The 24,029-nt window shown below is 53.3% G+C and carries 28 protein-coding genes; 5 read left to right on the top strand and 23 right to left on the bottom strand.

From position 1 onward, the window contains the following. Positions 1 to 211 precede the first annotated feature (211 nt). From ACYVRB_RS07195 to ACYVRB_RS07290, 20 genes are all read right to left on the bottom strand, one after another. Positions 212 to 502: an LPXTG cell wall anchor domain-containing protein gene (locus ACYVRB_RS07195; RefSeq protein ID WP_461214454.1), complete on the bottom strand. Its 291-nt coding sequence runs from the start codon at positions 500 to 502 to the stop codon at positions 212 to 214. 32 nt (positions 503 to 534) lie between these two features. Beyond that, positions 535 to 1,293 (bottom strand): lysostaphin resistance A-like protein, encoded by a 759-nt coding sequence (locus ACYVRB_RS07200; RefSeq protein WP_461214455.1) that lies wholly within the window; start codon positions 1,291 to 1,293, stop codon positions 535 to 537. 271 nt (positions 1,294 to 1,564) lie between these two features. Then, complete coding sequence (locus ACYVRB_RS07205; RefSeq protein WP_461214456.1) at positions 1,565 to 2,080, bottom strand: hypothetical protein; 516 nt, start codon at positions 2,078 to 2,080, stop codon at positions 1,565 to 1,567. 181 nt (positions 2,081 to 2,261) lie between these two features. Continuing rightward, positions 2,262 to 2,828, bottom strand: a complete 567-nt coding sequence (locus ACYVRB_RS07210) for a hypothetical protein (protein WP_461214457.1) — start codon at positions 2,826 to 2,828, stop codon at positions 2,262 to 2,264. Between the two features lie 32 nt (positions 2,829 to 2,860). Next, positions 2,861 to 3,223 (bottom strand): hypothetical protein, encoded by a 363-nt coding sequence (locus tag ACYVRB_RS07215; protein ID WP_461214458.1) that lies wholly within the window; start codon positions 3,221 to 3,223, stop codon positions 2,861 to 2,863. A 463-nt stretch (positions 3,224 to 3,686) separates the two neighbouring features. Continuing rightward, complete coding sequence (locus ACYVRB_RS07220) at positions 3,687 to 4,091, bottom strand: SRPBCC family protein (RefSeq protein ID WP_461214459.1); 405 nt, start codon at positions 4,089 to 4,091, stop codon at positions 3,687 to 3,689. Positions 4,092 to 4,195: 104 nt separating this feature from the next. Further along, a complete protein-coding gene (locus ACYVRB_RS07225) occupies positions 4,196 to 4,720 on the bottom strand; it encodes a hypothetical protein (protein WP_461214460.1) in 525 nt (174 codons plus the stop codon). Between the two features lie 136 nt (positions 4,721 to 4,856). After that, positions 4,857 to 5,657 (bottom strand): HAD family hydrolase, encoded by an 801-nt coding sequence (locus ACYVRB_RS07230; protein WP_461214461.1) that lies wholly within the window; start codon positions 5,655 to 5,657, stop codon positions 4,857 to 4,859. A 49-nt stretch (positions 5,658 to 5,706) separates the two neighbouring features. Further along, a complete protein-coding gene (gene hisC / locus ACYVRB_RS07235) occupies positions 5,707 to 6,795 on the bottom strand; it encodes a histidinol-phosphate transaminase (protein ID WP_461214463.1) in 1,089 nt (362 codons plus the stop codon). 8 nt (positions 6,796 to 6,803) lie between these two features. Then, entirely contained in the window at positions 6,804 to 7,139 is a 336-nt protein-coding gene (gene hisE, locus ACYVRB_RS07240) for a phosphoribosyl-ATP diphosphatase (RefSeq protein WP_461214464.1), read from the bottom strand. Then, positions 7,132 to 7,464 carry a phosphoribosyl-AMP cyclohydrolase gene (hisI, locus tag ACYVRB_RS07245; RefSeq protein ID WP_461214465.1) on the bottom strand — a complete coding sequence of 111 codons (333 nt, stop codon included), beginning with the start codon at positions 7,462 to 7,464 and terminating at the stop codon, positions 7,132 to 7,134. The genes hisE and hisI overlap by 8 nt, the downstream gene beginning before the upstream one ends. Continuing rightward, positions 7,461 to 8,219 (bottom strand): imidazole glycerol phosphate synthase subunit HisF, encoded by a 759-nt coding sequence (gene hisF, locus ACYVRB_RS07250; protein WP_461214467.1) that lies wholly within the window; start codon positions 8,217 to 8,219, stop codon positions 7,461 to 7,463. The genes hisI and hisF overlap by 4 nt, the downstream gene beginning before the upstream one ends. A gap of 1 nt (position 8,220) precedes the next feature. Then, complete coding sequence (hisA, locus tag ACYVRB_RS07255) at positions 8,221 to 8,940, bottom strand: 1-(5-phosphoribosyl)-5-[(5-phosphoribosylamino)methylideneamino]imidazole-4-carboxamide isomerase (protein ID WP_461214468.1); 720 nt, start codon at positions 8,938 to 8,940, stop codon at positions 8,221 to 8,223. Then, the gene (gene hisH, locus ACYVRB_RS07260; RefSeq protein ID WP_461214470.1) at positions 8,918 to 9,544 is read right to left on the bottom strand and encodes an imidazole glycerol phosphate synthase subunit HisH; all 627 of its coding nucleotides are present in this window, start codon (positions 9,542 to 9,544) and stop codon (positions 8,918 to 8,920) included. Before hisH ends, hisA begins: the two co-directional genes overlap by 23 nt. After that, a complete protein-coding gene (hisB, locus tag ACYVRB_RS07265; RefSeq protein ID WP_461214471.1) occupies positions 9,544 to 10,128 on the bottom strand; it encodes an imidazoleglycerol-phosphate dehydratase HisB in 585 nt (194 codons plus the stop codon). The genes hisH and hisB overlap by 1 nt, the downstream gene beginning before the upstream one ends. Positions 10,129 to 10,326: 198 nt before the next feature. After that, on the bottom strand, positions 10,327 to 11,604 hold the full coding sequence (hisD, locus tag ACYVRB_RS07270) for a histidinol dehydrogenase (protein ID WP_461214472.1): 1,278 nt from the start codon (positions 11,602 to 11,604) through the stop codon (positions 10,327 to 10,329). Beyond that, the gene (gene hisG / locus ACYVRB_RS07275; protein ID WP_461214474.1) at positions 11,601 to 12,233 is read right to left on the bottom strand and encodes an ATP phosphoribosyltransferase; all 633 of its coding nucleotides are present in this window, start codon (positions 12,231 to 12,233) and stop codon (positions 11,601 to 11,603) included. Before hisG ends, hisD begins: the two co-directional genes overlap by 4 nt. Next, the gene (locus ACYVRB_RS07280; RefSeq protein ID WP_461214475.1) at positions 12,230 to 13,360 is read right to left on the bottom strand and encodes an ATP phosphoribosyltransferase regulatory subunit; all 1,131 of its coding nucleotides are present in this window, start codon (positions 13,358 to 13,360) and stop codon (positions 12,230 to 12,232) included. Before ACYVRB_RS07280 ends, hisG begins: the two co-directional genes overlap by 4 nt. 394 nt (positions 13,361 to 13,754) lie before the next feature. Next, positions 13,755 to 14,315 carry an NUDIX hydrolase gene (locus tag ACYVRB_RS07285; RefSeq protein ID WP_461214477.1) on the bottom strand — a complete coding sequence of 187 codons (561 nt, stop codon included), beginning with the start codon at positions 14,313 to 14,315 and terminating at the stop codon, positions 13,755 to 13,757. A gap of 59 nt (positions 14,316 to 14,374) precedes the next feature. Next, entirely contained in the window at positions 14,375 to 15,238 is an 864-nt protein-coding gene (locus ACYVRB_RS07290; protein WP_461214479.1) for a DegV family protein, read from the bottom strand. A 177-nt stretch (positions 15,239 to 15,415) separates the two neighbouring features. Between ACYVRB_RS07290 and ACYVRB_RS07295 the strand changes: the two genes are divergently transcribed. The 3 genes from ACYVRB_RS07295 (at position 15,416) to ACYVRB_RS07305 (ending at position 19,246) form a co-directional block, all read left to right on the top strand. Next, positions 15,416 to 17,116: an NFACT RNA binding domain-containing protein gene (locus ACYVRB_RS07295; RefSeq protein ID WP_461214480.1), complete on the top strand. Its 1,701-nt coding sequence runs from the start codon at positions 15,416 to 15,418 to the stop codon at positions 17,114 to 17,116. Positions 17,117 to 17,247: 131 nt separating this feature from the next. Beyond that, entirely contained in the window at positions 17,248 to 18,093 is an 846-nt protein-coding gene (locus ACYVRB_RS07300) for a LysM peptidoglycan-binding domain-containing protein (RefSeq protein ID WP_461214481.1), read from the top strand. A gap of 499 nt (positions 18,094 to 18,592) precedes the next feature. Further along, on the top strand, positions 18,593 to 19,246 hold the full coding sequence (locus ACYVRB_RS07305) for a LysM peptidoglycan-binding domain-containing protein (protein ID WP_461214489.1): 654 nt from the start codon (positions 18,593 to 18,595) through the stop codon (positions 19,244 to 19,246). Positions 19,247 to 19,368: 122 nt separating this feature from the next. On the opposite strand, the gene ACYVRB_RS07310 is transcribed toward ACYVRB_RS07305, so the two are convergent. Genes ACYVRB_RS07310 through ACYVRB_RS07320 form a run of 3 tightly spaced genes read right to left on the bottom strand, consistent with a single transcriptional unit; the run spans position 19,369 to position 22,304 of the window. Further along, positions 19,369 to 20,190: a hypothetical protein gene (locus ACYVRB_RS07310; protein ID WP_461214482.1), complete on the bottom strand. Its 822-nt coding sequence runs from the start codon at positions 20,188 to 20,190 to the stop codon at positions 19,369 to 19,371. A 10-nt stretch (positions 20,191 to 20,200) separates the two neighbouring features. Next, on the bottom strand, positions 20,201 to 21,127 hold the full coding sequence (locus tag ACYVRB_RS07315; RefSeq protein WP_461214483.1) for an LptM family lipoprotein: 927 nt from the start codon (positions 21,125 to 21,127) through the stop codon (positions 20,201 to 20,203). 10 nt (positions 21,128 to 21,137) lie between these two features. Further along, positions 21,138 to 22,304, bottom strand: coding sequence for a hypothetical protein (locus ACYVRB_RS07320; protein WP_461214484.1), 1,167 nt, complete (start codon positions 22,302 to 22,304; stop codon positions 21,138 to 21,140). 685 nt (positions 22,305 to 22,989) lie between these two features. Between ACYVRB_RS07320 and ACYVRB_RS07325 the strand changes: the two genes are divergently transcribed. Both ACYVRB_RS07325 and ACYVRB_RS07330 read left to right on the top strand, forming a co-directional pair. After that, positions 22,990 to 23,385, top strand: coding sequence for a helix-turn-helix transcriptional regulator (locus tag ACYVRB_RS07325; protein ID WP_461214486.1), 396 nt, complete (start codon positions 22,990 to 22,992; stop codon positions 23,383 to 23,385). Positions 23,386 to 23,396: 11 nt separating this feature from the next. Beyond that, on the top strand, positions 23,397 to 23,723 hold the full coding sequence (locus ACYVRB_RS07330; RefSeq protein ID WP_461214487.1) for a hypothetical protein: 327 nt from the start codon (positions 23,397 to 23,399) through the stop codon (positions 23,721 to 23,723). The last annotated feature ends 306 nt before the right edge of the window (positions 23,724 to 24,029 follow it).

Genomic DNA, 24,029 nt, shown 5'->3' on the forward strand with positions numbered 1-24,029 from the left:
GTGTCAATGACACGCGAGCTGCAAGCCACTGAATTTATTCGGTGGTAGTTGACGTTAAACTTGCCCCCCAAAACAATAGAAGAGCCATGGACCTAATGTCCACGACTCTTCTATGTCTTAGTCTTATTATGAAATGGCCGCTTTTTATTTTTGCAACGGTGTCACGCTTGCATCGGTTGATCGTGTTGGCGCTAGGCATTAGTTTGCGCGGTTACTTAAGGGTCCGTTTCCGATACGTAACCAACAAGTACCCAAATAACACCAACGCGCATGCTAGACCAACTAATGTGAACCACCAGTTCTGACTGGCCACGCCAGCTATGATGATTTGGACGAGAACAACCAGCACACTCACGGCCCTGAACCCAGAGAGCATATGCCTATCCTTCCCCTTAATCGTGCGATACAGCAGAACGTTGCAGAGTATTAGTGCTAATGCGGAAAAGCAAAGTAATCCGAAAGCAAGAACGGTTCTGGATAGTGTTGCGGGAATTACTGACATGGTATTCCTCTCCTTTACGATGCAAATTGTATTTAGCGTTTTACCAAATGATGGTTATGTATGAGATTAGCAAACTTATCTTGGACTGGCTGACGCAACAAAATTAACCACGCAATAAACACATATATGGCGAAAATTGTCAGTGTCATCATCAAGCTTGGATGCTTATCTTGTGATATCGCATAGCCAGAACGAAGTGTCATCAGGAAGTCGAGTGAAAAATGAATTGCGAATGGCAACATTAAATTTTGTGTGCGTAAATAAGCTGCACCCAGAACCAATGCTAACCCCGAAGCTTGAATGACTTGCATGAGGGTTGGTAAAAATGCCTGGGTCTGTAAATTGATCAGATGTGCCAGGCCAAAAATTGCCGCTGAAAGCGTAAGGGGTACCAGTCTCTGCCATTGATGGTCCGAGCGTTCCTGATAAGAATCATATAATACACCGAAAAATACACCACGATACATCAGTTCCTCTGGGACCGCGGCAAATATCCCGACAGCCAAGGCATCACTAACAAAACGCGGGCTTTTGAGCCGCGCAAACACATCTAAACCAAGCAAAAGGATCAGCACAAGGAGGCCTAACTTCGACAGTCGCTTGAAACCAAACCTCTGATGAATAATCACGTGATTTAACACCAAGACGGTAACCACAGTCGCTGCCTTGTAGACCATTAAGTGTAAGACTGGTGGCAGTTTAAGTCCCCAGATCAGTAAAGAAATTATAATCGTGTCAATGCCAAACTCAAATGCAATAAACAGTATGATTTTGCCGATGCTCTTCTTCATTGAATTTCCTCCAGTATAGAAATCAGTGAAGCTTGCTGTGGACTTCCAAAGCTACGCCAAAAGAGACCAGCGAGAGCCCAAGCATAAGCATAGCGTGGATAAAGGAATCATGCTCTAAAATCGATATTGAGAAAAGAAGCAAGAAGCTAATTGCCGCAAAAAACGGAAAGGCAGTCGCCACTTTGTATATAAAATGTTCTCGATTAGGTTTCATTTTCATGCCTCGCCTGTTGATGTGAGAGAACTCGGAAGCGGTACTCGGTTGTTTCGGTTATCTGGAACGTACGGTTAGGCGCGACTGTAGCGCGACTCGCCACGTGTGTTCGAGAAGCCAGGCAATCAGTGCAATCTGCCAAGCCATATTGAAAAGTGTATTTGCGATCCCGTGCGTCCAGAAATCTGCTCGACCATAAATGCGATATTGGACGGCAGACATGACCACGTCGATGATCAGTGCAGCAAAAATGCCGAATCCCCAGCTCCAGCGTTGGATCTGTTTTTTGACGCTGGGAAAAGTTGCAACTGGTAACTTTTCGGTGACTTCACCCACACGTTTTTTTCGCAGAAAACAAACTAGCGAGAGTGCATAGAGTCCCAACCATATGAGCAAGCCACCGCTCGCGGGAAGCAGTGAAATCGGGATTACGAACGGTGAAAGACAAAACGCTAGTAGCATACACAGTGGAAGGAGCATTGCCCGCCATCCTAGGACAGAATCTGCGTGTGCCAGTGCTTCGTCGCTAAGCACTGGTAGACCAAAAATAAAACGATAACCCCACTTTTTCATGAGCATCCCCTTTCAACCTCAAGGATTAGTTACTTGGCGAGCACAACATTCCGCTTCGGTGAGTTAAGCCGATTTCAGCATCACATGTTTGCGTATAAACGCCCCTTCTGCATCATGGTACCGGCTAATCACAATTTCTATCTCACATGCTCTCGGTTGGGTTAGATGCTCATAGTCCGGCTTAGTGTCCAGTGGTGAATGCGGTGTATGTCACGTATCGCACGCGGTTGGCCGTAAAGTGGATCTCAAGCATGTCATTTGCGACAACATTATATTTGGTCAGCTTCTTCGCCGCAAATAGATCAGTCAACCGGACTTGGTACTGATTGGCGCTTATCCTCGATAAGCGATAGCGCCTGGTGATTGCCTTCGCCCGGTTGTCGTAATCTGTGGCGATCAAGCGTAGCGTGGGATTACCTTCCAAGACGATGGGCTGTTTATTGGCGAAAAAGCGGAACTTAAGCGTCTGCGGCTTGCCGTTGAATTCCAGCAGCGGACCGGCGCCATCTAAGTTGAGGACGGACTGTTTAATCGCCTGGCGCTGTCTAGGCGTCTTCTGGTCGATTTCACTTTGCCGATAAGTACGGATCCACGGCGCGCGTCGATCATCTGGAATCGTATATAAGGTAAAAACAGCCGACGAACTCCAATTTCGATCGGTGCGTTTGATCAAAAAGTAGCCAACGCTCCCTACCAGGGCCACGATCATCCCCAACGCTAATGCCAGCCAGCGGTGTTGTTTTGTCATCGCTTTTCTCCCTATTCAATATTGGCTGTGTGTCATTTCCCGTGGATTGATTGTTCCTCGCTGATTGTTTTCAGGCGCGCGTGGACCAGCTGAATCGCGTCGAGCGACGGTGCAATGCTTTGGCCTTTGCCTGGCCGCGTCAGGTCCCAGTCGATGGCGCCATAATCAAAACGCCCTGACAGCCGCTTCAGATCAGCACCGGAATAACTTAGGCGATCGGCTAATTGCCAGACGCCGATCAATTCCCGTTTTGCTTGCTGGTGTTTGGTGACCGTCACGGCTGGGACAACGATCGCGCTTGCCAAAACGACAACGCCAGTGACGAAGGGCATATCGATCGCCGTCAAGCCGCTAACAAGCGAATCGATGCGATGAGTCTTGTGTTGTTTGGCCATTGGGTACCTCCGAATGGTTTAAGTTGTGATCGTCTACCGACTACCTATTAAGATGATGGCTGTTCATTCAAATTGTAACCCCTTTCAATTTGCAACACAATCCAGGCGCCCAATGAGTCGGTCAGGTCGCCAGCACAAAAAAATCCAGAGCCACGCAAACCCTGGAACGATCTCATGAATTGATCTGCGACCACCATTGATGATTACTTGTCTCGCCGAATCTTTGCCAGATCGTCGTCTGACAGTGTTCGAATCGCCCAGATGACGCCGCAAAGGCAATGAAAAAGAGGCCAAACGCAAGCAACACGACGGCAGACACCAAGCTAAGCATTGAACCGAGCATATCAGCATCCCCTTTTACGTCTTGGTCTCATGGGTTCGACGTTGCCTTGATTATACCCAATCCCTGGTGAAGCCAGTTGATATGTTTAGCAGCAGGTGGGGTCGCCTGCTGTCGATGGCGCTACGTCTCGCTGGCAAGTTGCGCAAGCGCTTTCAAATTAGTAGCAAACGTACTGCGGAGCAATGGTGTGACCAGCGACATGGGTAGTGTTGGTTGGCGAGTGAGCACCATGAACTGGTAGATGGCCGTGGCGTGGGGCATCGGGTTGAGACGGAATAAGAGCTGGTATTCGATCAGCCCGTCACTGCTGAGGTAGCGGATCAAGTCGGGGCCGACATCGATCCGGACGTGTTCGGTCGGGTTGAAAAACGAGTTGTGGCGGATCACGCTGTAACCGTCTGGCTCTGTGATCACGCGATCGATGTACGGCAGCCATTGCGGCCATTCTTCGGGTGTGGTGAGAAGTTGGATCAAACGCTCAGGCGTTGTGTCGACGTCGGCGAAATTCACGAATAGGACTTGCATGTGAGATTCCCCTTTCTGGTGGCTGACTTAACTAATAGGATTCGCCAAACAAACCACAAAAAAATGCGGTTCACCGATTATTTTGGTGAACCGCAGCATCTTTCTCACCACAAGATCAAGGCACACCCGACAACAATCATGAAAAACACTAGTGCCGCAATCACATATTTGCCGGTGGCTTGCAGCTGGGCGTACCAGCGCGCATCTCCTCTCAAGTGGAGTGTCTCACGGTCGTTGGCATCAAGCGCGTTGATGGCGTGAGCGCGCAAGCCGAGTTCACGTTGGCGCAGCACCAGGCTTGCGATGTTCAACGCCAACGCAAGCAGTAACCACCACCACGTGGCAAACAAGCCGCTCCAGCCGGTCGCTTCTGGCAGCCACGCGCCAAAAGTTGCGGCGTAGGCCAAGGCTGTCGAACAACAGGCAACTAAGACGCGCTTGGTCGCCTGTGCCAGATCCGGTTTGCTGGCACTCAGCCGAATGAACGCCTTGAGCCGGTCGGGCAAGGTCGCTTTGTCCGCCGGCTTTGGGAGGCTTTTGGCAACTTCGCGGCGCATGAAGGTATACATCACCAACAATAGCGCGCCGATCAAGGTGGGAAGATAAGGAATAAGAGCTGAATAAGTCATGACTAACCTGCTTTCTGATATTGTGTCTTCAGCATAACAAGCAGTCATGGCGAGATTCTGCGGCAAATATGGCGATTGTGTGCCCAGAATCCGAAAAAAACCGTGAGTCTCCGGCGAGACTCACGGTTTCAGGTTGTTATTGGGCGGCGAGCACTTTGTCGATCACCTTGACCACCCCGTACTCGTCGTTGCTGGCGGTATGTAGATGCGCGTATTGGCGCATCCCCGGGTTGGCGTTGGCGACCAGGTAGCCGTATTTGACGTAGCTCAACATCTGCGCGTCGTTGAAGGTATCACCAAAAGCCATCATGGCGTCAGCGCCGATGCCGCGGCGGCGACCGATTGCGGCCATCGCGGTGCCTTTGTTGACGTGTTTAGGCATGATGTCGATCCAGTCGGGGCCGGAGACGGCTGTCGAGAATTGGTCCCCAAATTGAGGTTTAACGACGTCTTCGAACACTTGTTCCGAATCGCGGTTAGGTAGATAGATCGTTAACTTGTCCGCTTCCCCTTGCCAGGTGCGCAGGTCGTCGACGTAGCGCAGTTCATGGTAGAACTCGCGGTAAACGTCGTCGTATTGCTGATCGGCAGTGGACGCGACGGCGCCGTCGATCCCACAAATCATCGGCCGGCCGTCAGAATGCGCCAATACTGCGGCACACATGGCCTGGATCGCGTCGTTGGGCAACAGGTTCTTGGCGACGATCTCGCCGCGGTCCATGATGACCCCGCCGTTGTCACAAATCAACACGAGTTTTTGGTAATGCTCGGGAAAAAGTTTACGGAGCGTGTAGATCGGCCGCCCGCTGGCGATGGCAAATTGGATCCCTGCGTTTTCGATGCGGTCGAGTGTGTGCCCGAAGTCTGGCGGTAATTCGCCGGCCTCTGTCAGCAGTGTGTGGTCCATATCAGTGGCAATTAATTGTACGTCTTGCAATTGTCGCCCTCCCTTATCTTAGTAGCTATGCGCCATTATACCGCATAGCCTACTTTTCCGGAAGCGGTTGCGCGTAAAAGGCCTTGATCAACTGTTGGATCTCGGCGTTTTGCTTGCTGCTGCCAAAGGTCATGCGCAACCAGTCCGGGCGCAAGCCGTCACGCAACAAGTAGCCGTGGTGCAACAGGTAGTCGTGTAAGGCCTGGCCGTGTGGTGCGTGGAAGAAGACGAAGTTCGCCTGCGTCGGGTAGAACTCAAGGCCTTGCTTGGCCAAGAAATCGGTGAACTGCTTGCGGGCAACGGCCACGCGGGTCTGGATGCCTTTGACGAAGTTCTGATCGGCCAAGGCCGCCAAGGCGGCAACTTGGGACACCGAGTTCAGGTTGTAAGGCAGACGCACCGCCTGCATCGCCGAGATCAAGGCCTTGGGGATGATCGCATAACCCACACGCATCCCCGCCAGCCCGTAGATCTTGGAGAACGTGCGCATGACGACGATGTTGTCGAACTCTGGCAACAAGTTGATCGCAGAGGTGTCTTCTTGGGTGACGAATTCGAAGTACGCTTCGTCGATCATGACCAAGACGTGCTTTGGGACGCGCTTCAACAGTGCGCGCAACTCAGCCAGCGGCATGTAGCTGCCGGTCGGGTTGTTCGGGTTGCACAGCCACATCAGCTTGGTCTTGTCAGTAATGGCATTGACTAACGCGTCTGCGTCGAAGCTGCCGTCATTTTTCACCGGTACGTCGACGATCTTGGTGTCTTCGATCTGGCAGTGCAGCTTGTATTCTGAGAACGTCGGCCAAGGTTCGACGATTTCGTCGCCGGGTTCTAGGAACGTCCGGGCGGTGAGTTCGATCACTTCATCGAGGCCGCAGCCAAACAGCAATTGATCGCCATCGACATGCAAGAAATCCGCGACGGCTTGGCGCAGCTTGTTGGCATCCCCGTCTGGGTATTCGCGGGTCGTGGTGAAGTCGAAGTTTTGCACGGCTTCTTTGACCTTAGGCGAGGTGCCAAAAGGGTTCTCGTTGGCGGACAAGCGGATGATCGGGCTGACGCCGATTTGCTTTTCCAGGTCTGGTAATGGGGTTTCAGGCACGTATGGGTTGAGGTTAGCAATGGTTTTTTTGAGCATAGATCCTCCTATAGTTTCTTGACCGCCGGGCGCTCCTTAAGCTTCTTGGCGTCGCTGGGGCCGATGCGGCTGGCAAGCTCTTCTTCGATCTGGTCGATCGAGATCCCGCGCTCGGCCATCAACACAAGCACGTTGTAGGCCAGATCGGCGACTTCCAAAATGAAATCGGGATCGCTGTCGTTTTTGGCCGCAACGATCACCTCGGTCGCTTCTTCACCGGTCTTCTTCAAGATCTTGTCGAGCCCCTTGGTGAACAGATAGTCGGTGTACGAGCCTTTGACCGGATTTGCCTTGCGGTCGGCGATCACGGCGGCTAGTTCGCGCAATGATTGTTTATCAGCCATCGATCTCATCTCCTTGCGGGTTACGGTAGAAGCAGCTAGTATGGCCAGTGTGACAAGCCGGGCCTGCGGCGTCGACAGTGATCAACACCGTGTCAGCATCGCAATCAACGCTGATGGCTTTGACGACTTGGGTGTTGCCAGAGGTTTCACCTTTGTGCCACAGTTCCTTGCGCGAGCGTGACCAAAACCAGGTCTGGTTGGTGGCCAGCGTCTTCTGCCAGGATTCTTCGTTCATATAGGCGACCATCAAGACTTGCTTGGTCGTTGCGTCTTGGATGACGGCGGTGACTAACCCGTCGCCTTTGGCAAAATCTAACGCGATCATCGGACACTCACCCCGGCTTCTTTAAGCGCTGATTTGACTTCGGGAATCGTCAGCTCGCCGTAATGGAACACCGATGCGGCCAAGCCGGCGTCGACGGTGGTGTCTTCAAACAAGTCGATAAAATCCTGGATCGCCCCACAACCACCGCTGGCGATGATTGGCACGTTCACCGCGTCCGTCAGCAGGTTGTATAAGCGCAAATCGAAGCCGTTTTTGGTGCCGTCTTTGTCCATGGAGGTAACCAACAGCTCGCCGGCACCTAAGTCGACGACCTGTTTTGCCCATTCGATCGCGTCTAGGTCGACCGGTGTGTGGCCGCCGTCGATCACGACTTGGTAACGCTTCTGGCTGGCTTGCCAGCGCACGTCAATGGCAACGACGATGCATTGGCGGCCAAACTTCTCTGCGCCTGCCGTGATCAGATCTGGGTGCCGCACCGCAGCGGAATTCAACGAGCACTTATCTGCCCCGGCCCGTAACAGCGCCTGCATATCGGCGACAGAATTGATGCCCCCACCGACAGTGAGCGGCATGAAGACCTGGCTGGCAACTTGTTCGATCGTGTCGACCATTGCCTCACGATGTTCTTTGGTGGCGGTGATGTCTAAAAACACCAGCTCGTCTGCGCCTTGTTGTTCGTAAGCCGCCGCGATTTCGGCGGGATCGCCAACGTCGGTGAGATCAACAAAGTTGACGCCTTTTTTGACGCGGCCGTGGTCGACGTCTAAACATGGAATGATCCGTTTGGTGATCATCTTATCCCTCCAATTCTTTGAGCTGAGCCAACGTGATTGAGCCTGCCGCCAGTGCCTTGCCGATAATGGCATGGTCGATCCCGGCGGCGTCTAAGCGGCGTAGGTCCTCTGGGGTACGCATGCCGCCGCTGGCGACAAAGGTCAGGTTTTGGAATTGCGCGTGCAATCCCGCCAGCATGGCGACGTTGGGTCCCGCCAGCGTGCCGTCTTTGGCGATGTCGGTCACAATGAACGTCGTGGCGCCGACTTTAGCCATCGCTGCGACCAGTTCGGCGGTGGTGACACTTGATGTTTCCAACCAGCCTTCAGTGGCGACGTGGTCGTTTTTGGCATCAATGCCGATCACAATATGCGCGGCACCAAATTCTTTGATGGCGTCTGCGACCAGCTTAGGGTCTTTCAACGCGATCGAGCCCAGGATCACCCGGTCGATGCCCAAGGCGAGATATTCGCGGATCGTCGCCATCGTGCGGATGCCACCGCCGACTTCGATGAACAAATCACAGGCTTGGCGGATCTGGCGAATGGTTTCCAGGTTTTGCGGCTTGGCGGCTTTGGCGCCGTCGAGGTCGACGAGGTGGAGATGGTGCAGGCCGGCTTGCTGGAAGCTTTGGGCTTGGGCGATCGGGTCGGTGTTGATCGTTGAGACCTGGTCATAGTCGCCTTGATACAGGCGGACCGACTGGCCGTCGATCAGATCAATTGCTGGAAAAAGCTGCATCGTCACACATCTCCTTAAACGCGCGCAAGCCATTGAGGCCGACGCGCCCACTTTTTTCTGGGTGGAACTGCATGCCCACGACATTGTTTTGCTGGACGACGCTAGGGATCGTCACGCCATAGTCGCAGGTGGCGGCAATGTTTTTTGCGGCTGTCTGGACATAGAAGGAGTGCACGAAGTAAGTCGCTTCTTGATCGAAGACCTGGCCGAAACGGTTATTAGCCTTGCCGTTGTTGGTGTCCCAGCCCATGTGCGGCACCTTCAGGCCGGCCTTTTCGGGGATGGCCACCACCGCGCCTGGCAACAAGCCCAAACCGGTACTGTCGCCAAACTCTTCTGAGCGGTCGAACAACAGTTGCATGCCCAAGCAGATGCCAAGCATCGGCTGGCCGGCGGCGGCTTGTTGTTGCAAGACGCCAACGAGGTTGCGTTTGGCGAGCTCTGCCATCGCCTTGGCGAAGGCCCCAACGCCTGGCAACACGAGCCCGTCAGCTTTTTGGATCACCGCAGGATCTGCGGTGAGGACGTTGTCGATGCCGAGATAGTCCAGCGCCTTTTTGACGTTGCGGACATTGCCGGTATCATAATCGATGACTGCAAGCATTAAATCACCCCTTTGGTCGATGGAATGCCGTGAACTTCTGGATTGATGGTGACAGCGGCCCGCATTGCCCGGCCGAGTGCCTTGAACAAGGTCTCGATCTTGTGATGGGTGTTCCGCCCATACAAGACGCTGGCGTGTAAGTTCAACTCAGCGCTGAAGGCGAAGGCCTGGAAAAAGTCTTGGGTGACCTCGGTGTCGTAGCCGCCGAGCTTCGGGTTGTCGAACTCAGCATCAAACACCAGATAAGCCCGGCCGGACAAATCGATCACGACGCGTGACAGCGTCTCGTCTAACGGGACAAAAGCTGTCCCGAAGCGCTCGATGCCGGCCTTGTCGCCTAGCGCCTGCTTGAAGCATTCGCCCAAGACGATACCCACGTCTTCGGTCGTGTGGTGCGGATCGACATCAAGATCCCCGTCGGCTTTGACGACCAAGCCGAAGCGCCCATGTTTGGCAAAGGCGTTCAACATGTGATCGAAAAAACCGATGCCGGTGTCGATATCAATAGTAGAGTAGTCGTCCAGATTCAAGGCGACGGTAATTTTAGTTTCTTTCGTATTACGTGTGATTTTGGCTTGGAGCATCGTGCAAGTTCCTCCTTGGGATGAGTTTGAAGTGGCAGGTTGAGATAGAGTGAAGGGTTTGGTCGTTGAGCTCCGCAAGGCAACGCTGGGCTGTCTAAGCTGTCTAAGCTGTCTAAGCTGTCTCGGTCATGGCACGGCTCCGCCGCACCAAGAAGCCATCGTAGACTCCCAGCTAAAACCGCCTTGCTTCGCTCTGGTTTAATTGAACCGAGATTCGATCGCTCTTGCGTGGCCTTCCAAACCTTCTGTACGAGCCAAGGTGGTGATGGCTTTGGCTTCTTTGCCCAGTGCTTCTGGTGTGTATTGGATGAACTGGATGCGCTTGACGAAGTCTTCTACACCAAGTGGTGAGAAGAAGCGGGCGGTGCCGGCGGTTGGGAGGATGTGGTTAGGCCCGGCGAGGTAGTCACCCAGTGGTTCTGAAGCGGCGCGGCCCAAGAAGACAGAGCCGGCGTTTTGGATCTGGTTGAGATAGGTGATCGGCTCGTCGACTTGGACTTCCAAGTGTTCTGGCGCGATCAGGTTCATCAAGTTGAAGGCATCGTCGAGGCTGGCAACGACGGCGATGAAGCCTTCGTCTTGGACACTGGCCGACGCGATTTCTTGGCGTGGCAAGGTTTCAAGCTGCTTGTCGACTTCTGCAGACACGGCCTTGGCGAGGTCGAGGTCTGGGGTGACCAACATCGGCCGGGCGAGCTTGTCGTGTTCGGCTTGGGACAAAAGGTCTGCGGCGACTTGCTTTGGCTTGGCGTTGCTGTCGGCGATGATGCCGATTTCTGAAGGGCCGGCGATCATGTCGATGGCGACTTGGCCGAAGACCTGCTTCTTGGCCGTGGCAACGAAAATGTTCCCAGGACCCATGATCTTGTCGACCCGCGGAATGCTTTCGGTACCAAAGGCCAACGCAGCGATGGCTTGCGCGCCGCCGATTTGGTAAACAGCGTCCACACCGGCGAGCTTAGCAGCGGCTAAAACGGCGGGATTGATGCCGTCAGTTTGTGGTGGTGTCACCATCACGATGTTCTTGACCCCTGCGATCTTGGCCGGCAATGCCGCCATCATGATCGTGGAAGGATATGCGGCCGTACCACCTGGCACATACAAGCCAACAGCGGCTAATGGGGTGAGCTTTTGGCCACGAATGACGCCGGGTTGTTCGCCGTCGATGAAGCCGCGGCTGACTTCTTTTTCGTGGTAGCTGATGATGTTTTTCTTGGCGAGTTTCAAGGCATCGATCAACTCTGGTTTGCAGCTGTTGTAGCCGGCATCGATCGTCGCTTGGTCGACACGGAAATCGTCGACTTGCACTTTATCAAACTTTTCAGAGTATTCCTTCAACGCGGCATCGCCGTTGGTGCGGACGTTGTCGATGATGGCGGCAACGGCGGCTTCGACTTCTGGCTTGCTTGCGGCTTGTTGTTCGCGCTTGGTGACTTGTGCTGCGAGTTCTTCATAACTTCCGGTAAGAATTTTCATAATGCGGCCTCCTGAATGGCTTGTTGTAGTTGACTGATTAAGTAATAAACTTCGTCGCGCTTTTGTTTCAGCGCGAGCTTGTTGACGACCAAGTGCGTCGAGACTTGTTGCAACTCTGCGTAAACCTGCAGGTGATTTTCTTTCAGCGTGGTGCCGGTTTCGACGATGTCGACGATCGCGTCGGCTAAACCGACCAGCGGCGCCAGCTCGACGGAACCTTCGATCTTGATGATCTCGACGTCTTCGCCGATCGTGGCAAAATAATCTTGCGTGACGTTGGGATACTTCGTGGCGATGATCTTGCGTCTTGTCTGGTTGGGATCAAAATCCGCGGTGGACGCAAGGACAAAATGGCAACGCCCGGTGCCCAGATCGAGCATGTCGTATTGCGGATTGCGTTGTTCAAACAAGATGTCTGAACCGACAATCCCGATGTCCATCGCCCCGCGGTTGAGATAGGTCAACACGTCGGGGCCTTTGGCCAAGATCGTGTGGTAACGCGGGTCGTCGTTGAAGATCAAACGACGGCCTTTATTTTGAATGGCGGTAATGTCCATTCCGGCTTTGGCAAGCAACGGCAAGACTTGTTTTTCCGTGCGGCCTTTGGTCAATGCGATGTTTAAGCTCATGAACCCACCTCCTGACTCAGATCGATCAACTTGGCCCCTAGCGTGGTGGCCAGATGCTCGGCTTGTGCGCGAGTATCGCGCAGACACAAGCTGGCGTTAGGCGTTTTGGCGACCAGCGCTCGGGCTTCTTGCCACTGCGATGGGTCAAAATAGATCAACACGGGCTGCGTCTTCGGCGCCGGCGCGACACTTGCGGCCAATGCGTCGAGATCAAACGAGAACCCGACGGCCGGCTGCAAGGTCTTTTGAAAGCTCGACAACAAGCGATCGTAGCGTCCGCCGGAAAACAGATAGTCAGAAGACTCACTGCGGTAAGCGTGGAAAACCAACCCGGTGTAGTAAGGCTGCGGTGACGGGCTGGATAAGTCGATCGTCAGTGCCAGTTGCGGGCAGTTAGCCTGCAAGAACGCCACGGTTTGCTTCAAGTTGGTGACGATCGTGCTCAGTGCCGGGATGTCCGGCAGCGCGTCCAGCACGCCTTGCGCGGGCCCAAACAGCCATGGCCATTGCCGCAAGAACGGGGTAAGCGGCGTTTCCGTCATCCGCGCCAGCTTGGCTTGATAAGTCGTCAGGTCTTTGGCAAACAGCGCCTGTTTGAGCCCGTCGCGGTCGCCTGCCGGCAGTTGGGCCAAGACGGTATCGACGAAGCTGGCATCTGACAGCTCCAAGGTGACGTCGTTGAGGCCAAGCGTCTGGCAGATGTCTGCGGCGAGATCGAGGCATTCCCATTCGGCCTTGAGGCTCTTGTAGCCGATGATCTCGACGCCGGCTTGGGTGATCTGATTGTAGCCGCCTGAGTGGCGTTTCTTGATCCGGAAGACATCCCCGGTGTAACACCACTTCGTCGGCGGCGTGATGCCGGTGGTGCTCATCACCCGCGCGATTGGCAAGGTCAAGTCCGGCCGCAGAACCAGCGTTTCGCCGGTGTCTTCAAGGAACTGGTACGCGTTTTCCGGTGTCGGTGCCATCGCCCCGAACACGGCGCGGTATTCAAGTACTGGTGTTTTGATTGGATTGAAGCCTTGTTGCATGAAGCGCTGCGTGATGGTTTGCGTCAGCTTAGTTTTACGCTCGGCCAGTGGACCGAATTCGTCGCGCGTGCCATAGGGTAAATTTCGTTTAGACATGTTGCCCCTTCTTTCACATCAATCTGTCATGAGAAGACAAAAAATCGCCCACGATGAGCTACTGCTCATCGAGGACGATTTGTTTGACCGCGGTTCCACCTCTGTTTACTGCCTTCTTGCAAAGACAGCCTCACACTGCACCCAGTTGGCGGCCGAAGCGATCAACTCAGTGTAGCTATGATAACGCAATTCCTGCGTGACCGCCTACTTGATTCAGCGGCCAAGTTCATAGATGTGGACGCATTGGGTAGTGATCCCTTCACAGCAACGGGACTCTCTTTTCACCCTGAACAACACGCGGTTTCTAATCACAACTTCATTTGATTAATGTTTGTTTAATATGACTATCATAATAGCGCATACGCGACAGAAGTCAAGGGCTCCACCAAAAAAGTTATTTTTTCCGTAAGAATGCCAGGTAGTAACTCACTGCCGCGACACTTTGCGCCGAGCCGATGCGCCCGTCACGCACGGCTTGAATCACCTCTTGTAGCGGCACGAAGCGGCTGGTAACGAATTCGTCGCGGTCAAAATGTTGCTGGGCGCGCTTGTTCGTATCGACCCGCGCCAAGATCAGGTGCACGACTTCATCGGTCATCCCTTCACTGGAGCGGATCGCGACCATCTCCTCGAGGCTTTGAGCGAGATAGCCGGTTTCTTCTTCGAGCTCTCGCTTGGCGGCGGCCATCACGGTTTCGCCGTCATCGATCAACCCCGCCGGTAGCGCGTAGGCCTCTGCGTTGATGCCCACGCGATACTCGCGGTTGATCAGCACCTGATCGTCTGCGGTGAGCGCAAGCAACGCCACGGCCGAGGCGTGTTTGATCAAGTCGCGTTGCACCGTCAAGCCGTCAGGCGTCTTGATCACCTGTTGGACAACGTCAAAAATATGGCCAGAATACTTGGTCGACGCCGATTGAATCTCGCCTTTGGCGGTTTTTTCTTCAATAAACATGATTTTCCTCCTCTTGTTGCTAGCAAAAAACCACCCGCAGATTTGCGAATGGTTGGCAATCAGGCTTGTAAGTCGCGGATCCAGCCCAGGGCAATGGCGCGTTCGCCGAGATGAGTCCCGATCACTGGGCCAAAATACGAGCGTTCAAACTTGACTTGTGGGAATTTGGCGGCGAGTTCCGCCTGCCACTTATCCCCGGCTTCCGGATCGTTGGCGTCGATCACCCAGGCTTTGATCGGGTAGTCGACGCGGTCGAGTTCTTGTTGGAATAAGTCTTCGATCCGCGCGTAGGCTTTTTTCAGCGAGCGGATCTTTTCGAAGGCGACGATCTTATGACTGTGTTCATCAAAGGTCAACAGCGGCTTGATCTTCAGCATTCCGCCGATGAAGCCGGCGGCGTTGGACAGCCGCCCGCCGCGCACAAGGTTTTGCAAGTCGTTGACCAGGAAGTATTCGCCGGTTGTGGCGCGCAATTCGTCCATCTGTTTGACGATGGCGTCGACGTTGGCGCCGGCTTGGGCCATTCGGGCCGCGGTCAACACCAGCTCGCCCATCAAGATCACGGTGATCTGCGAATCGTAAACCACGACGTTGGCGTCTTGAATTTCGCTGGCGGCAGCCTTCAGGGTATTGACGAAGCCTGAGATCGTGCTGGCCAGATGAATGCTCAAGATAGTGTCGTAGCCTTCATGGGCTAAATCTTCGTAGAGTTTCAACACTTCACCTAGCGGGGGCTGAGAGGTGTTGGGAAAAGTCTTGGCAGTCCGCAACCGCTCGTAATACTCAGCGGTGGCAATGTCTTTGCCTTCATCATAGACGGTGCCATCAAGGATGACCGGAATGGGAATGACTTTAATATGGTTGTCTTGGATCTGTTTTTCTGAAAGATACGCGGTGCTGTCAGTGACGACGGCGATCTTCATGCAGTTCACCCACCTTGTTAGAATTCATGACTCTAACTTTACCATAAAACCCAACGAATTTGAAACGCGACCCTCGTGGAGCTCACCGCTGAAAACTGGTACAATAGATAGCAGTCGTTTTCACCTGTTCACGTTGTATCGTGTTGCAATATGCGGTACTAAGAAAGGAATTACACAATGTCATTTGATGGTATTTTCACGCACGCAATGGCTGGTGAGCTGAGCAGCTTGCTTGTCGGCGGCCGTGTGAATAAGATTCAACAACCCTATCCCTACGAGGTGATGTTGACAATCCGTGCAGCGCGCAAGAACTGGCCGCTGTTGTTGTCAGCCCATCCCGAATACGCCCGCGCGCAGATCACCCGGATCCCGTTTGCCAATCCAGATGTGCCCACCACGTTCACGATGACGCTGCGTAAGTACCTTGCCAGCGCCCAGCTCTTGAGCCTGGAGCAAGTCGCCAACGATCGGGTGTTGCATCTTGACTTCAAGACCCGCGATGAACTCGGCGACGACTTGTCGTTGCGCTTGGTCGTGGAGTTCATGGGGCGGCATTCCAACATCACGCTGGTGAACATGGCGACCAACAAGATCGTCGACTTGATCCACCACGTCTCGCCAGACCAGAACCGCTATCGCCTGTTGCTGCCGGGTGCGGATTACGTCGAACCCCCGAAGCAAGACAAGGTCGACCCGTTCACCGACGATAGCCAAGGCTATCGTGAATTGATGAAAACCACCGACGTCCCCTTGGCCAAACTCTTGCAACGGCACTATCAAGGCCTCGCGGCAGATTCTGCCAAGGAGCTTGCCGCTCGCCTGCAAGCCGGCGACCCCGATGATGCGTGGCAAAACTTCCTGGCTGCCATTGCGCACCCGACGCCGACAATCACCACTGGGGCCAAGGTCTATTTCTCCGCGACGCCTTACCAGACTCTGGATGGCACGACGCAGTCTTATGCGACCGCCAGTGAGATGCTGGATGCGTATTACGCCCAAAAGGCGGAACACGATCGCGTCCGCCAGCTTGGCAGCAACTTGATCCACCCGTTGAAAAACTTGATCGATAAAGACCAGAAGAAACAAAAGAAACTGGCTCAGACCCTCAAGGCGACGGAAAAAGCCGACGATTACCGGATCCGCGGCGAAATCTTGACGACGTATCTCGCCCAGGTCAAACGCGGCGAAACCAGCATCGAACTCCCGAATTTTTACGACGAGATGCGGCCGCTGAAGATCGCGCTGTCCAACCAGCTTTCACCGTCGAAAAACGCCCAGAAGTATTTTGCCAAGTATCAAAAGCTCCGCAACGCTGTGGCTTACGTCCATGAACAGATGAAAGAAAATCAGGCGGAATTGGATTATCTTACCGGCGTCATGACGCAAATCGAGCTGGCCGCGCCGAAGGACTTAGACGATATCCGCGCCGAGCTTGAACAAGGTGGTTATCTCAAGGTGCAAAAAAAAGGCAAGAAGCCGGCCAAGCGGCGCAAGGTCGCCAAGCCAGAAGAATTTTTTGCCTCTGACGGCACGAAGATCTACGTCGGCAAGAACAACTTGCAAAACGATCAACTCACCCTCCATCAGGCTAACAAAACCGATATCTGGCTGCACGCCAAAGACGTGCCAGGGTCACATGTCATCATTGCCTCCGCCAACCCCAGCGACAAGACGCTGCTGGAAGCCGCACAACTGGCCGCGTATTTCTCTCGCTCTCGTGACAGCGCCAACGTCCAAGTCGATTGGATCGAAGTCAAGAAGATCCGTAAGCCCAACGGTTCCAAGCCGGGCTTTGTGGTCTATGAAGGCCAGCGCACCGTCGCCGTTACCCCGGAGTTGGAGACGGTTGAACGTCTGCGCCATGCCCCAACTTTGTAATAATGCAATGCTTTTGTAACAATATTACAGAAATAAAATATTTTGTCATGGTTTTGGCCTATCGTTGTCACTTGAAATCGCTATACTTCAAGGTGGAGCAACATTTTAGAACTGTAAAAATTTCTTGAGGAGTGAGTATCATCAAAAAATCACAATTAGCATGGCTGTTCTCTCCTGCCCTGGCGCTACTCCCAGGCACGATTTTGGCGCAAGGAAATGAAGTTAAGGCCGACACCAATACCAACACCGACGCAGAATACATCGTTAAGGCTGGCGACACCTTGTCTCAGATTGCCAAATCACGTAACCAAACGGTCGCTGATCTGGCAAGCACTAACGGCATCACCAACCAGAACTTGATTTTGGTTGGTCAGAAGTTGAAGGTTAAAACCCCAACTCCAGCGGCAGATGCTACATACACGGTCAAGTCTGGTGACACCTTGTCTCAGATCGCCGCAGCGCATCACACCACGGTCGCTAGGTTGGTTGCCGACAACAAGCTGGCTAATGCCAACCTGATTTTCGTCGGCCAGACCCTGAAGCTGACCACGCCAACCACTGCACCTACTTCCACGGCACCGGCTGCCGCCACAACCAACACCGCCGCGGCCGCAACGACGACTACCACGCAGAAGCAAACGACCAGTGCAACCAACGCCGCAGCTACCACGCCAACGGCACAAAGCACCAACACCGGAAGCAGCGCGACCAGCTATGGGACGTTCAAGCTGTCCTTCTACGATCCGGCTGTATTGGGCTCCAACATGGGCTACAGCGGCGTTGCCGCCAACCTGTCTGTCTTCCCGAAAGGCACGCACCTGAAGATCACCCTTTCCAACGGGACAGTGTGGTATCGGACGGTTAACGACACCGGCACCTTCGCTTACAGCAATCCGCGGCAACTCGATGTCGCGATGCCAAGTGGCCAGATTCCTTCTGCCGGAATCTTGTATGCTACGGTTGAAGTGCTTCATTAAACGAACCATTAACACGCGGCTTTGACGCCACCCACTGCGGGTGCGCCAAGGCCGTTTTTTTGTGGGTTTCGTGCTTGAACTAATGGTAAGATAACATTGATCATAAAGTAATCGTTGTCGTATCGCGCCTGTAAAATCAAGAAATAACGTTCCTATGCAACAAACTGATGACAATGTGTCAAAAATCCGAGAATTTGTCACGCGCTTGGCGTCTGTTTGTTACCTGCGTTCGATATACTGGCTCTCGTTGATCAGTAAGTATAAACACTATATAGGAGTGAACATTATCAAAAAAGCACATCTCGTCTGGTTATTCTCAACAGCTCTGGCCCTGTCTGCAGGTGCCTTCACTGTCGCAGGTAACCAAGTAGACGCGGCCACCACTCAGTCTGCTTATACCGTCAAATCCGGCGATACCCTTTCTGAAATCGCCGCAGCCAACAACGTGGCAATCGATGAGCTCGTCGGTACCAATCATATCCAAAACAAGCATCTGATTATGGTCGGCCAGCAATTGCAGCTCCAACCAACCGCGACGCCTGCACCGGCCACGACCACGACTTACACGGTCAAATCCGGTGACACGCTGAGTGCGATCGCCGCAACCACCAAGGTGAGCGTAGCCAACTTGGTTGCCTACAACCAGATTTCTAACGCCAACCTGATCCATGTCGGGGATGTCTTGAAGCTGACCGGTACGGCTCAAGCCGCGACCACCGCCCAAGCGGCCACGACGACCCAGGCGCCTGCCACAACGACAAGTACGCAGACGACCACGACCCAAGCACCGGCTAAACAAGCAACACCTGCAGCAAGCCCTGCAACGACCAGCCGTACCCAAGCCACAACGCCTGCGGCCAGCACAACGACGACAAGCAGCGCGACCAATCACGGCCAGTTCAAGCTGTCCTTCTACGATCCTGCCGTCTTGGGCTCCAGCCTCGGCTACGGCGGTGTCGCCGCCAACCTCTCTGTCTTTCCTAAAGGCACGCGGTTGAAAATCACCTTGTCCAACGGCACGGTGTGGTATCGAACGGTTAACGATACCGGCACCTTTGCTTACAGCAACCCACGCCAACTCGACGTCGCGATGCCAAACAACGCGATTCCATCTGCTGGGATCTTGTACGCCAACGTTTCCGTGGTTAACTAAACAGTTCATCCGAAAAATCCCACCATTGGTGGGATTTTTTTTGTGGTAATGACAACGAGATGAGCGCGCACGTGGACAAAAAAAGGCGACAACGGCTATGATCTCCGTCGTCGCCAGCATTCTCACTGCGGATATGGCGTCCCAGTATCGGCAAAATCTGCACCAACTGACTTTTGCAGCTGACCGCTTTGATCAACTCGGTACGTGTAGCTCAGTGTCTGGAATGTATGCGTCCCATTCCATTCGTACACGAGCACTTCAGCATAGCCGTCTTGGAATTGGGAGTCTAGTTTGACCTTGTCTGGATCTGCCAATGCCGCCGGATCTGCCCCGTTACTGATCAGATCGACCTTTACCCAAGCAAGTAATTGCGCCGTCGTCAGATTTTTCACGTCCACCGTTGTTGACGCATCACTTGCGCTGGACGCGCTACTGCTCGATACGCTGCTGGATTTACTAGTACTTACCGCACTGCTGCTGACAGAGCTCTGCGAACTGGCACTGTTGGCTTGTGCTTTTTTGGCGTCAGCTTGCGCGGCTTTCTCTTGTTTCTTGCCTTGCTTCAAGCTAGCAGTGTAGGTAGCATGGTGGGTTTTCAACAATTTTTTTAAGTCAGCCTTCGTGTAGGACGTCGTCTTCCCGTTCGCATCTGTCGCTTGCACGGAAGAAGCCTTGACTGTCATCACGTATCCTTGGGTGTCACTGTCGATGTCGCTGATGAACAAGCCGTCGGCGCGTGCGAGCACGCGTAATTGATCGACGGCTACTGACTGGTCTTTGGCTTGATAGAAGGCAGCCATGGCATATTCTTCATCTGAATAGGTCGTCTGCTTCGCTACCGAAGACGTACTGGCTTGCTTGTTGTTGGCCGGGCCGGAAACCTTGCCACAGCCGCTCACCCCCAACATCAGTATTGCAACCAATCCCAATAAATATTTCTTCATTGTCTCCTCCTCAGCGGTTAAACTTGCCGTAATAATTTAGGTCAGTGCAGCGCAACGTGTAGCTACTACCATCACTGGTCGGTGTGAACGTCATCTGATAACCGTTATCAAGTGTAATGAGGTAGCTGCCCGCACCAGCTGGTTGCACGTCGCTGACGTCAAAAGAATATTTGATGTTGCCATCGGCATCATCAGATACCCAAGCCAGTCGACCGGATGCATCAAATTGGCTGGTCATAGGGCCGCTACCACTAACGGTGCTGCTGTCTTCGGTATATACCGTGCTGTAATTGTTCTTTAAAATATCGAATGCCGTTTCAGCGGTGCCGTCTGAATCTGAATCTGAATCTGACTCAGTGGCTGTGGAATCAGTGCCAGCGGCCTCTTGGGTTTGACCAATCGAGATTTGCTTGCTCAACTTTGTCAAATCAGCGCTTTGAAAGTTCTTCTGCCACGCCGTATTCAAGTCGACACGCAACGCGTGCTTCGTCAAAAAATCATACGGTACTGGACTTTGACTAGCAAACAGATACGCTTGATCGCCGGTCATCACGACAAAAGGCGTCTTGTTTTCATGCTCAAGGCTTAACGCGTAAACCACAGATCCAGAGGGTGCGCCTTGGCAGAAGCCGCCGCCGTTTAATGTTGCCGTTTCCTGATCACCTGATGACAGAAGCCGGCTGCCGGTCATCGAATATTGTTCTGCGCCTGGCGTCAATAACACCAGCGCAATTTTTTCCGCCACGCTGGCCTGCCGCGTCGGTTTTGCCACGGCACTCATACTGCTACTCGTACGCTTGCTGGTATCAGTGGCTTCGGGCTTGACGACCTTGCTAGACTTGGTACTGCTGGCAGGGCTTGCGGCCGGTTTGTTGCCACAAGCTGCCGCGCCGCTGGCCACCCCCAAAAGTGCCAGCAATAAGATCATTTTCTTCATGACTTTCTCCCTATTGTCGATTGAACTTGCCGTAATAATTGATGTCAGTAGAGCGCACGGTGTACGTGTTGGCGTTGATGAGGTCAAATGTCACATTGATGGTATCGTCAGGATTAAACGGTGAATATGCCGTACCGGCGAAAATCTGTCCGCCTTGACCATCACCACCTGTATGAGACAAGTGGCCGACGACGTATTGATACTTCGGTGCCCCATCACGATAATGATGCGCGACCCATTCCCACTCGCCGTCTTGTTCATTAATCAAATTCAACTGTGGCGCCCCATCTGACACCGTCGAGGCGTCTTCGATAAATTGACCTGACATTTGTTGCCAAACAGCATCCGAGTCACTGCTGATGCCACTATCATCTTGGGAATCATCGCGTGCACTTGACGACGACGTGTCAGGGCTCGCTTCAACGACCGAAATTTGTTTGACCAACTTCGCCAAATCGCTACTTTGCCACAACTTGTCCCATTGGGAGGCAAGATCGACCGAAAGTGAATTGTTTTTCAACTCAGTAAACGACATAGAACCATCCGTTTGCCCAAGATACGCTGTGTCCCCATTGATCACGATTACGGGCTGTGTTTTGGTGTTGGCGGCTTGAGGCATTGCATATGTCATACTGCCTGTGGGCGCGTCGGTGATCAAGGCATCGTTGTGCGTCACTTGGGTCGGCAGACTCCCATCAATGATCGCCTGGCCGCTTGGCGTATAACGTGAAGCGCCATTGGCCAACAACACCAAGGCTAGCTGTTGCTCAGTCGTCGGATTGCGCGTCGGTGCTGAACTACTACTGCTAGAAGCCTTAGTTACCGCGCTGGATGCTGTAGGTTGCGCCGTTGGGGGATTGTCGTTGCCCCCAAAGCCGAACACAGCGACCAATATGGCGCTGACAACAATCACCACACCGGCGACGCTGATCAAAATCTTCGCCCAAAGCGGCCACGGTCTGTGCGATTTTGCACGTTTTGGCAACGACGGCGGTGTGCCTTTAGCCGCATCGGGGCCAGATTCAGGCGTTGAAGCAGGACCTTCTTGGCCGCCAGCGATCGCCGCCAACAGTGTCAAAGAAAAGCCGCTGTCTTTGCCTCGTTGGTACTCTTCAGCACTGGGCGCCCGGCCCGTTATTTTTTGAAACTGTTTAACCCACTCTTCAGTTGATGCCATTCCCTCATTCCTCCACCTCGATTGTGACCAATCACATTCACCGCGATTCTCGGTGCTTCGGGTCTAAAGACCTGCCGCACCACCCCTTAAGCGGTTGCGGCACAACAATTCGACAACTGCGGTGATCAAGGGCAACCGCACTTCCTAATGTGGTTGCCTATTCAGCAGTCGGATCACGTGCCTTCGGTTAAAAATGGTGATTGATCACATTTATCACTTATTTTACTGCAGACATTGTCTGATTGATATAGTGAAATCTTCACGAGCAAAGACCGCAAGCGAAAATCTAGTCTCGCCAACAACACTGCTTTGGTGCTTTCCGCTTAACCAAAGCCGTCAAAGGCGATCGTTTATGTCCAAGCAAACAGCGGCGCATCGGTCTCACCCCCCTTGAAAGGAATCACAGCGGAATTTCAAGCTTCTCGCCGTCGGAGGTGACGGGCTTGGATTTGCATAAGCGCTACGTTTGAGATTGGTTGAGATTGATGACAACATTTTCATTGCATCGTCATTTCAGATATAATTGCGATACCAACGGCTCATTGCCGATGACGCTCAAATGTCGCAAATATCGCGTGACAGCGGTACTGTTAACGCGATTTGGCGGTACTTTCCTCGTTGTCAAAAAAATTTGCTACCAAGTTACCGCAATTTCTTCTACGCTCATGGTGAGGAGTGATGACAGATGATTATTGGCGAACAGTTAAAAAGTGCCCGGATCAAATCTGGCCGGTCCCAAGAATCTTTGGCTGAGTTTCTGGGAGTCAGTCGCCAGACGATTTCCAACTGGGAAACATCGCGTAGCTATCCAGACATTGAGCGAGTGATGCGTCTCGCCGATCTCTATCATCTTTCCTTAGACGAAATGTTGAGAGGTGATCAACAGATGGTGAAATCATGGGCAGATGCGACAAACGTTGTGAAGATCGGGAGATGGTTAGCAACGCTGCTTCTGGTCAATATCGTGCTTACAGTAGGCATGCTGATTTTCAGTCAGGTGGTCTGGCTGACCGCAATCTTCCTGTTGCTGATCGTGGGAAGCATCGCCACTGCGTTCTTCTTGATGATCAAGTTGATTTGAGGTGAAAATTGATGATGATTTGGTTACTGGCGACCTTGTTTTTGGCCATGGTGCTCGCCGTTGTTGGCCTGTTTTATCTCTTGGCACGCCTGCTGACAGTTGATGCCACCGCTCGACAGCTCGTCCATCCAAGGTTGACGGCAGTGCTGGCGGCAGGCACGCAAAATGGCACCGGCTTACTAGCCTATCTTGCACTGAGGCGCAGCCACCCGATCGATCCGGCACGCGATCGGCCCGAACTGCGGCAACGATTGAAGACCGGCGCTGTGGCGGCGTTTGCGATTCTGATTGTGACGGCACTTTGTGCGATCTTGGTGCTAGTCTCCGGCAAAATATGATTGCAAACGTCAAGTCGCGTTATGGCGCTGGCGGTGAATTGATGACGCCTTATTGTGAAAATTAAAAAGGGTCTGTAGCAACGATCAGCCATCGTTGCTACAGACCCTTTTTGGCAGGCTGGCATCTTGTGGTGCTCTGCCACTTACCTATTTAGGCACGCGCACCAAGCCGGTTTTGGCCTGGATTATTCATAGAATTTCAAAAAAGCAGCGCAATCCCATGATTCACACGGGACTGCGCTGCTTTGGTGTTTCACCCATTGGGTGCGCCTATATGCTAAGGTTGAGTCGACGAAAACCATCACG

This window comes from Lacticaseibacillus boliensis, assembly GCF_054784775.1.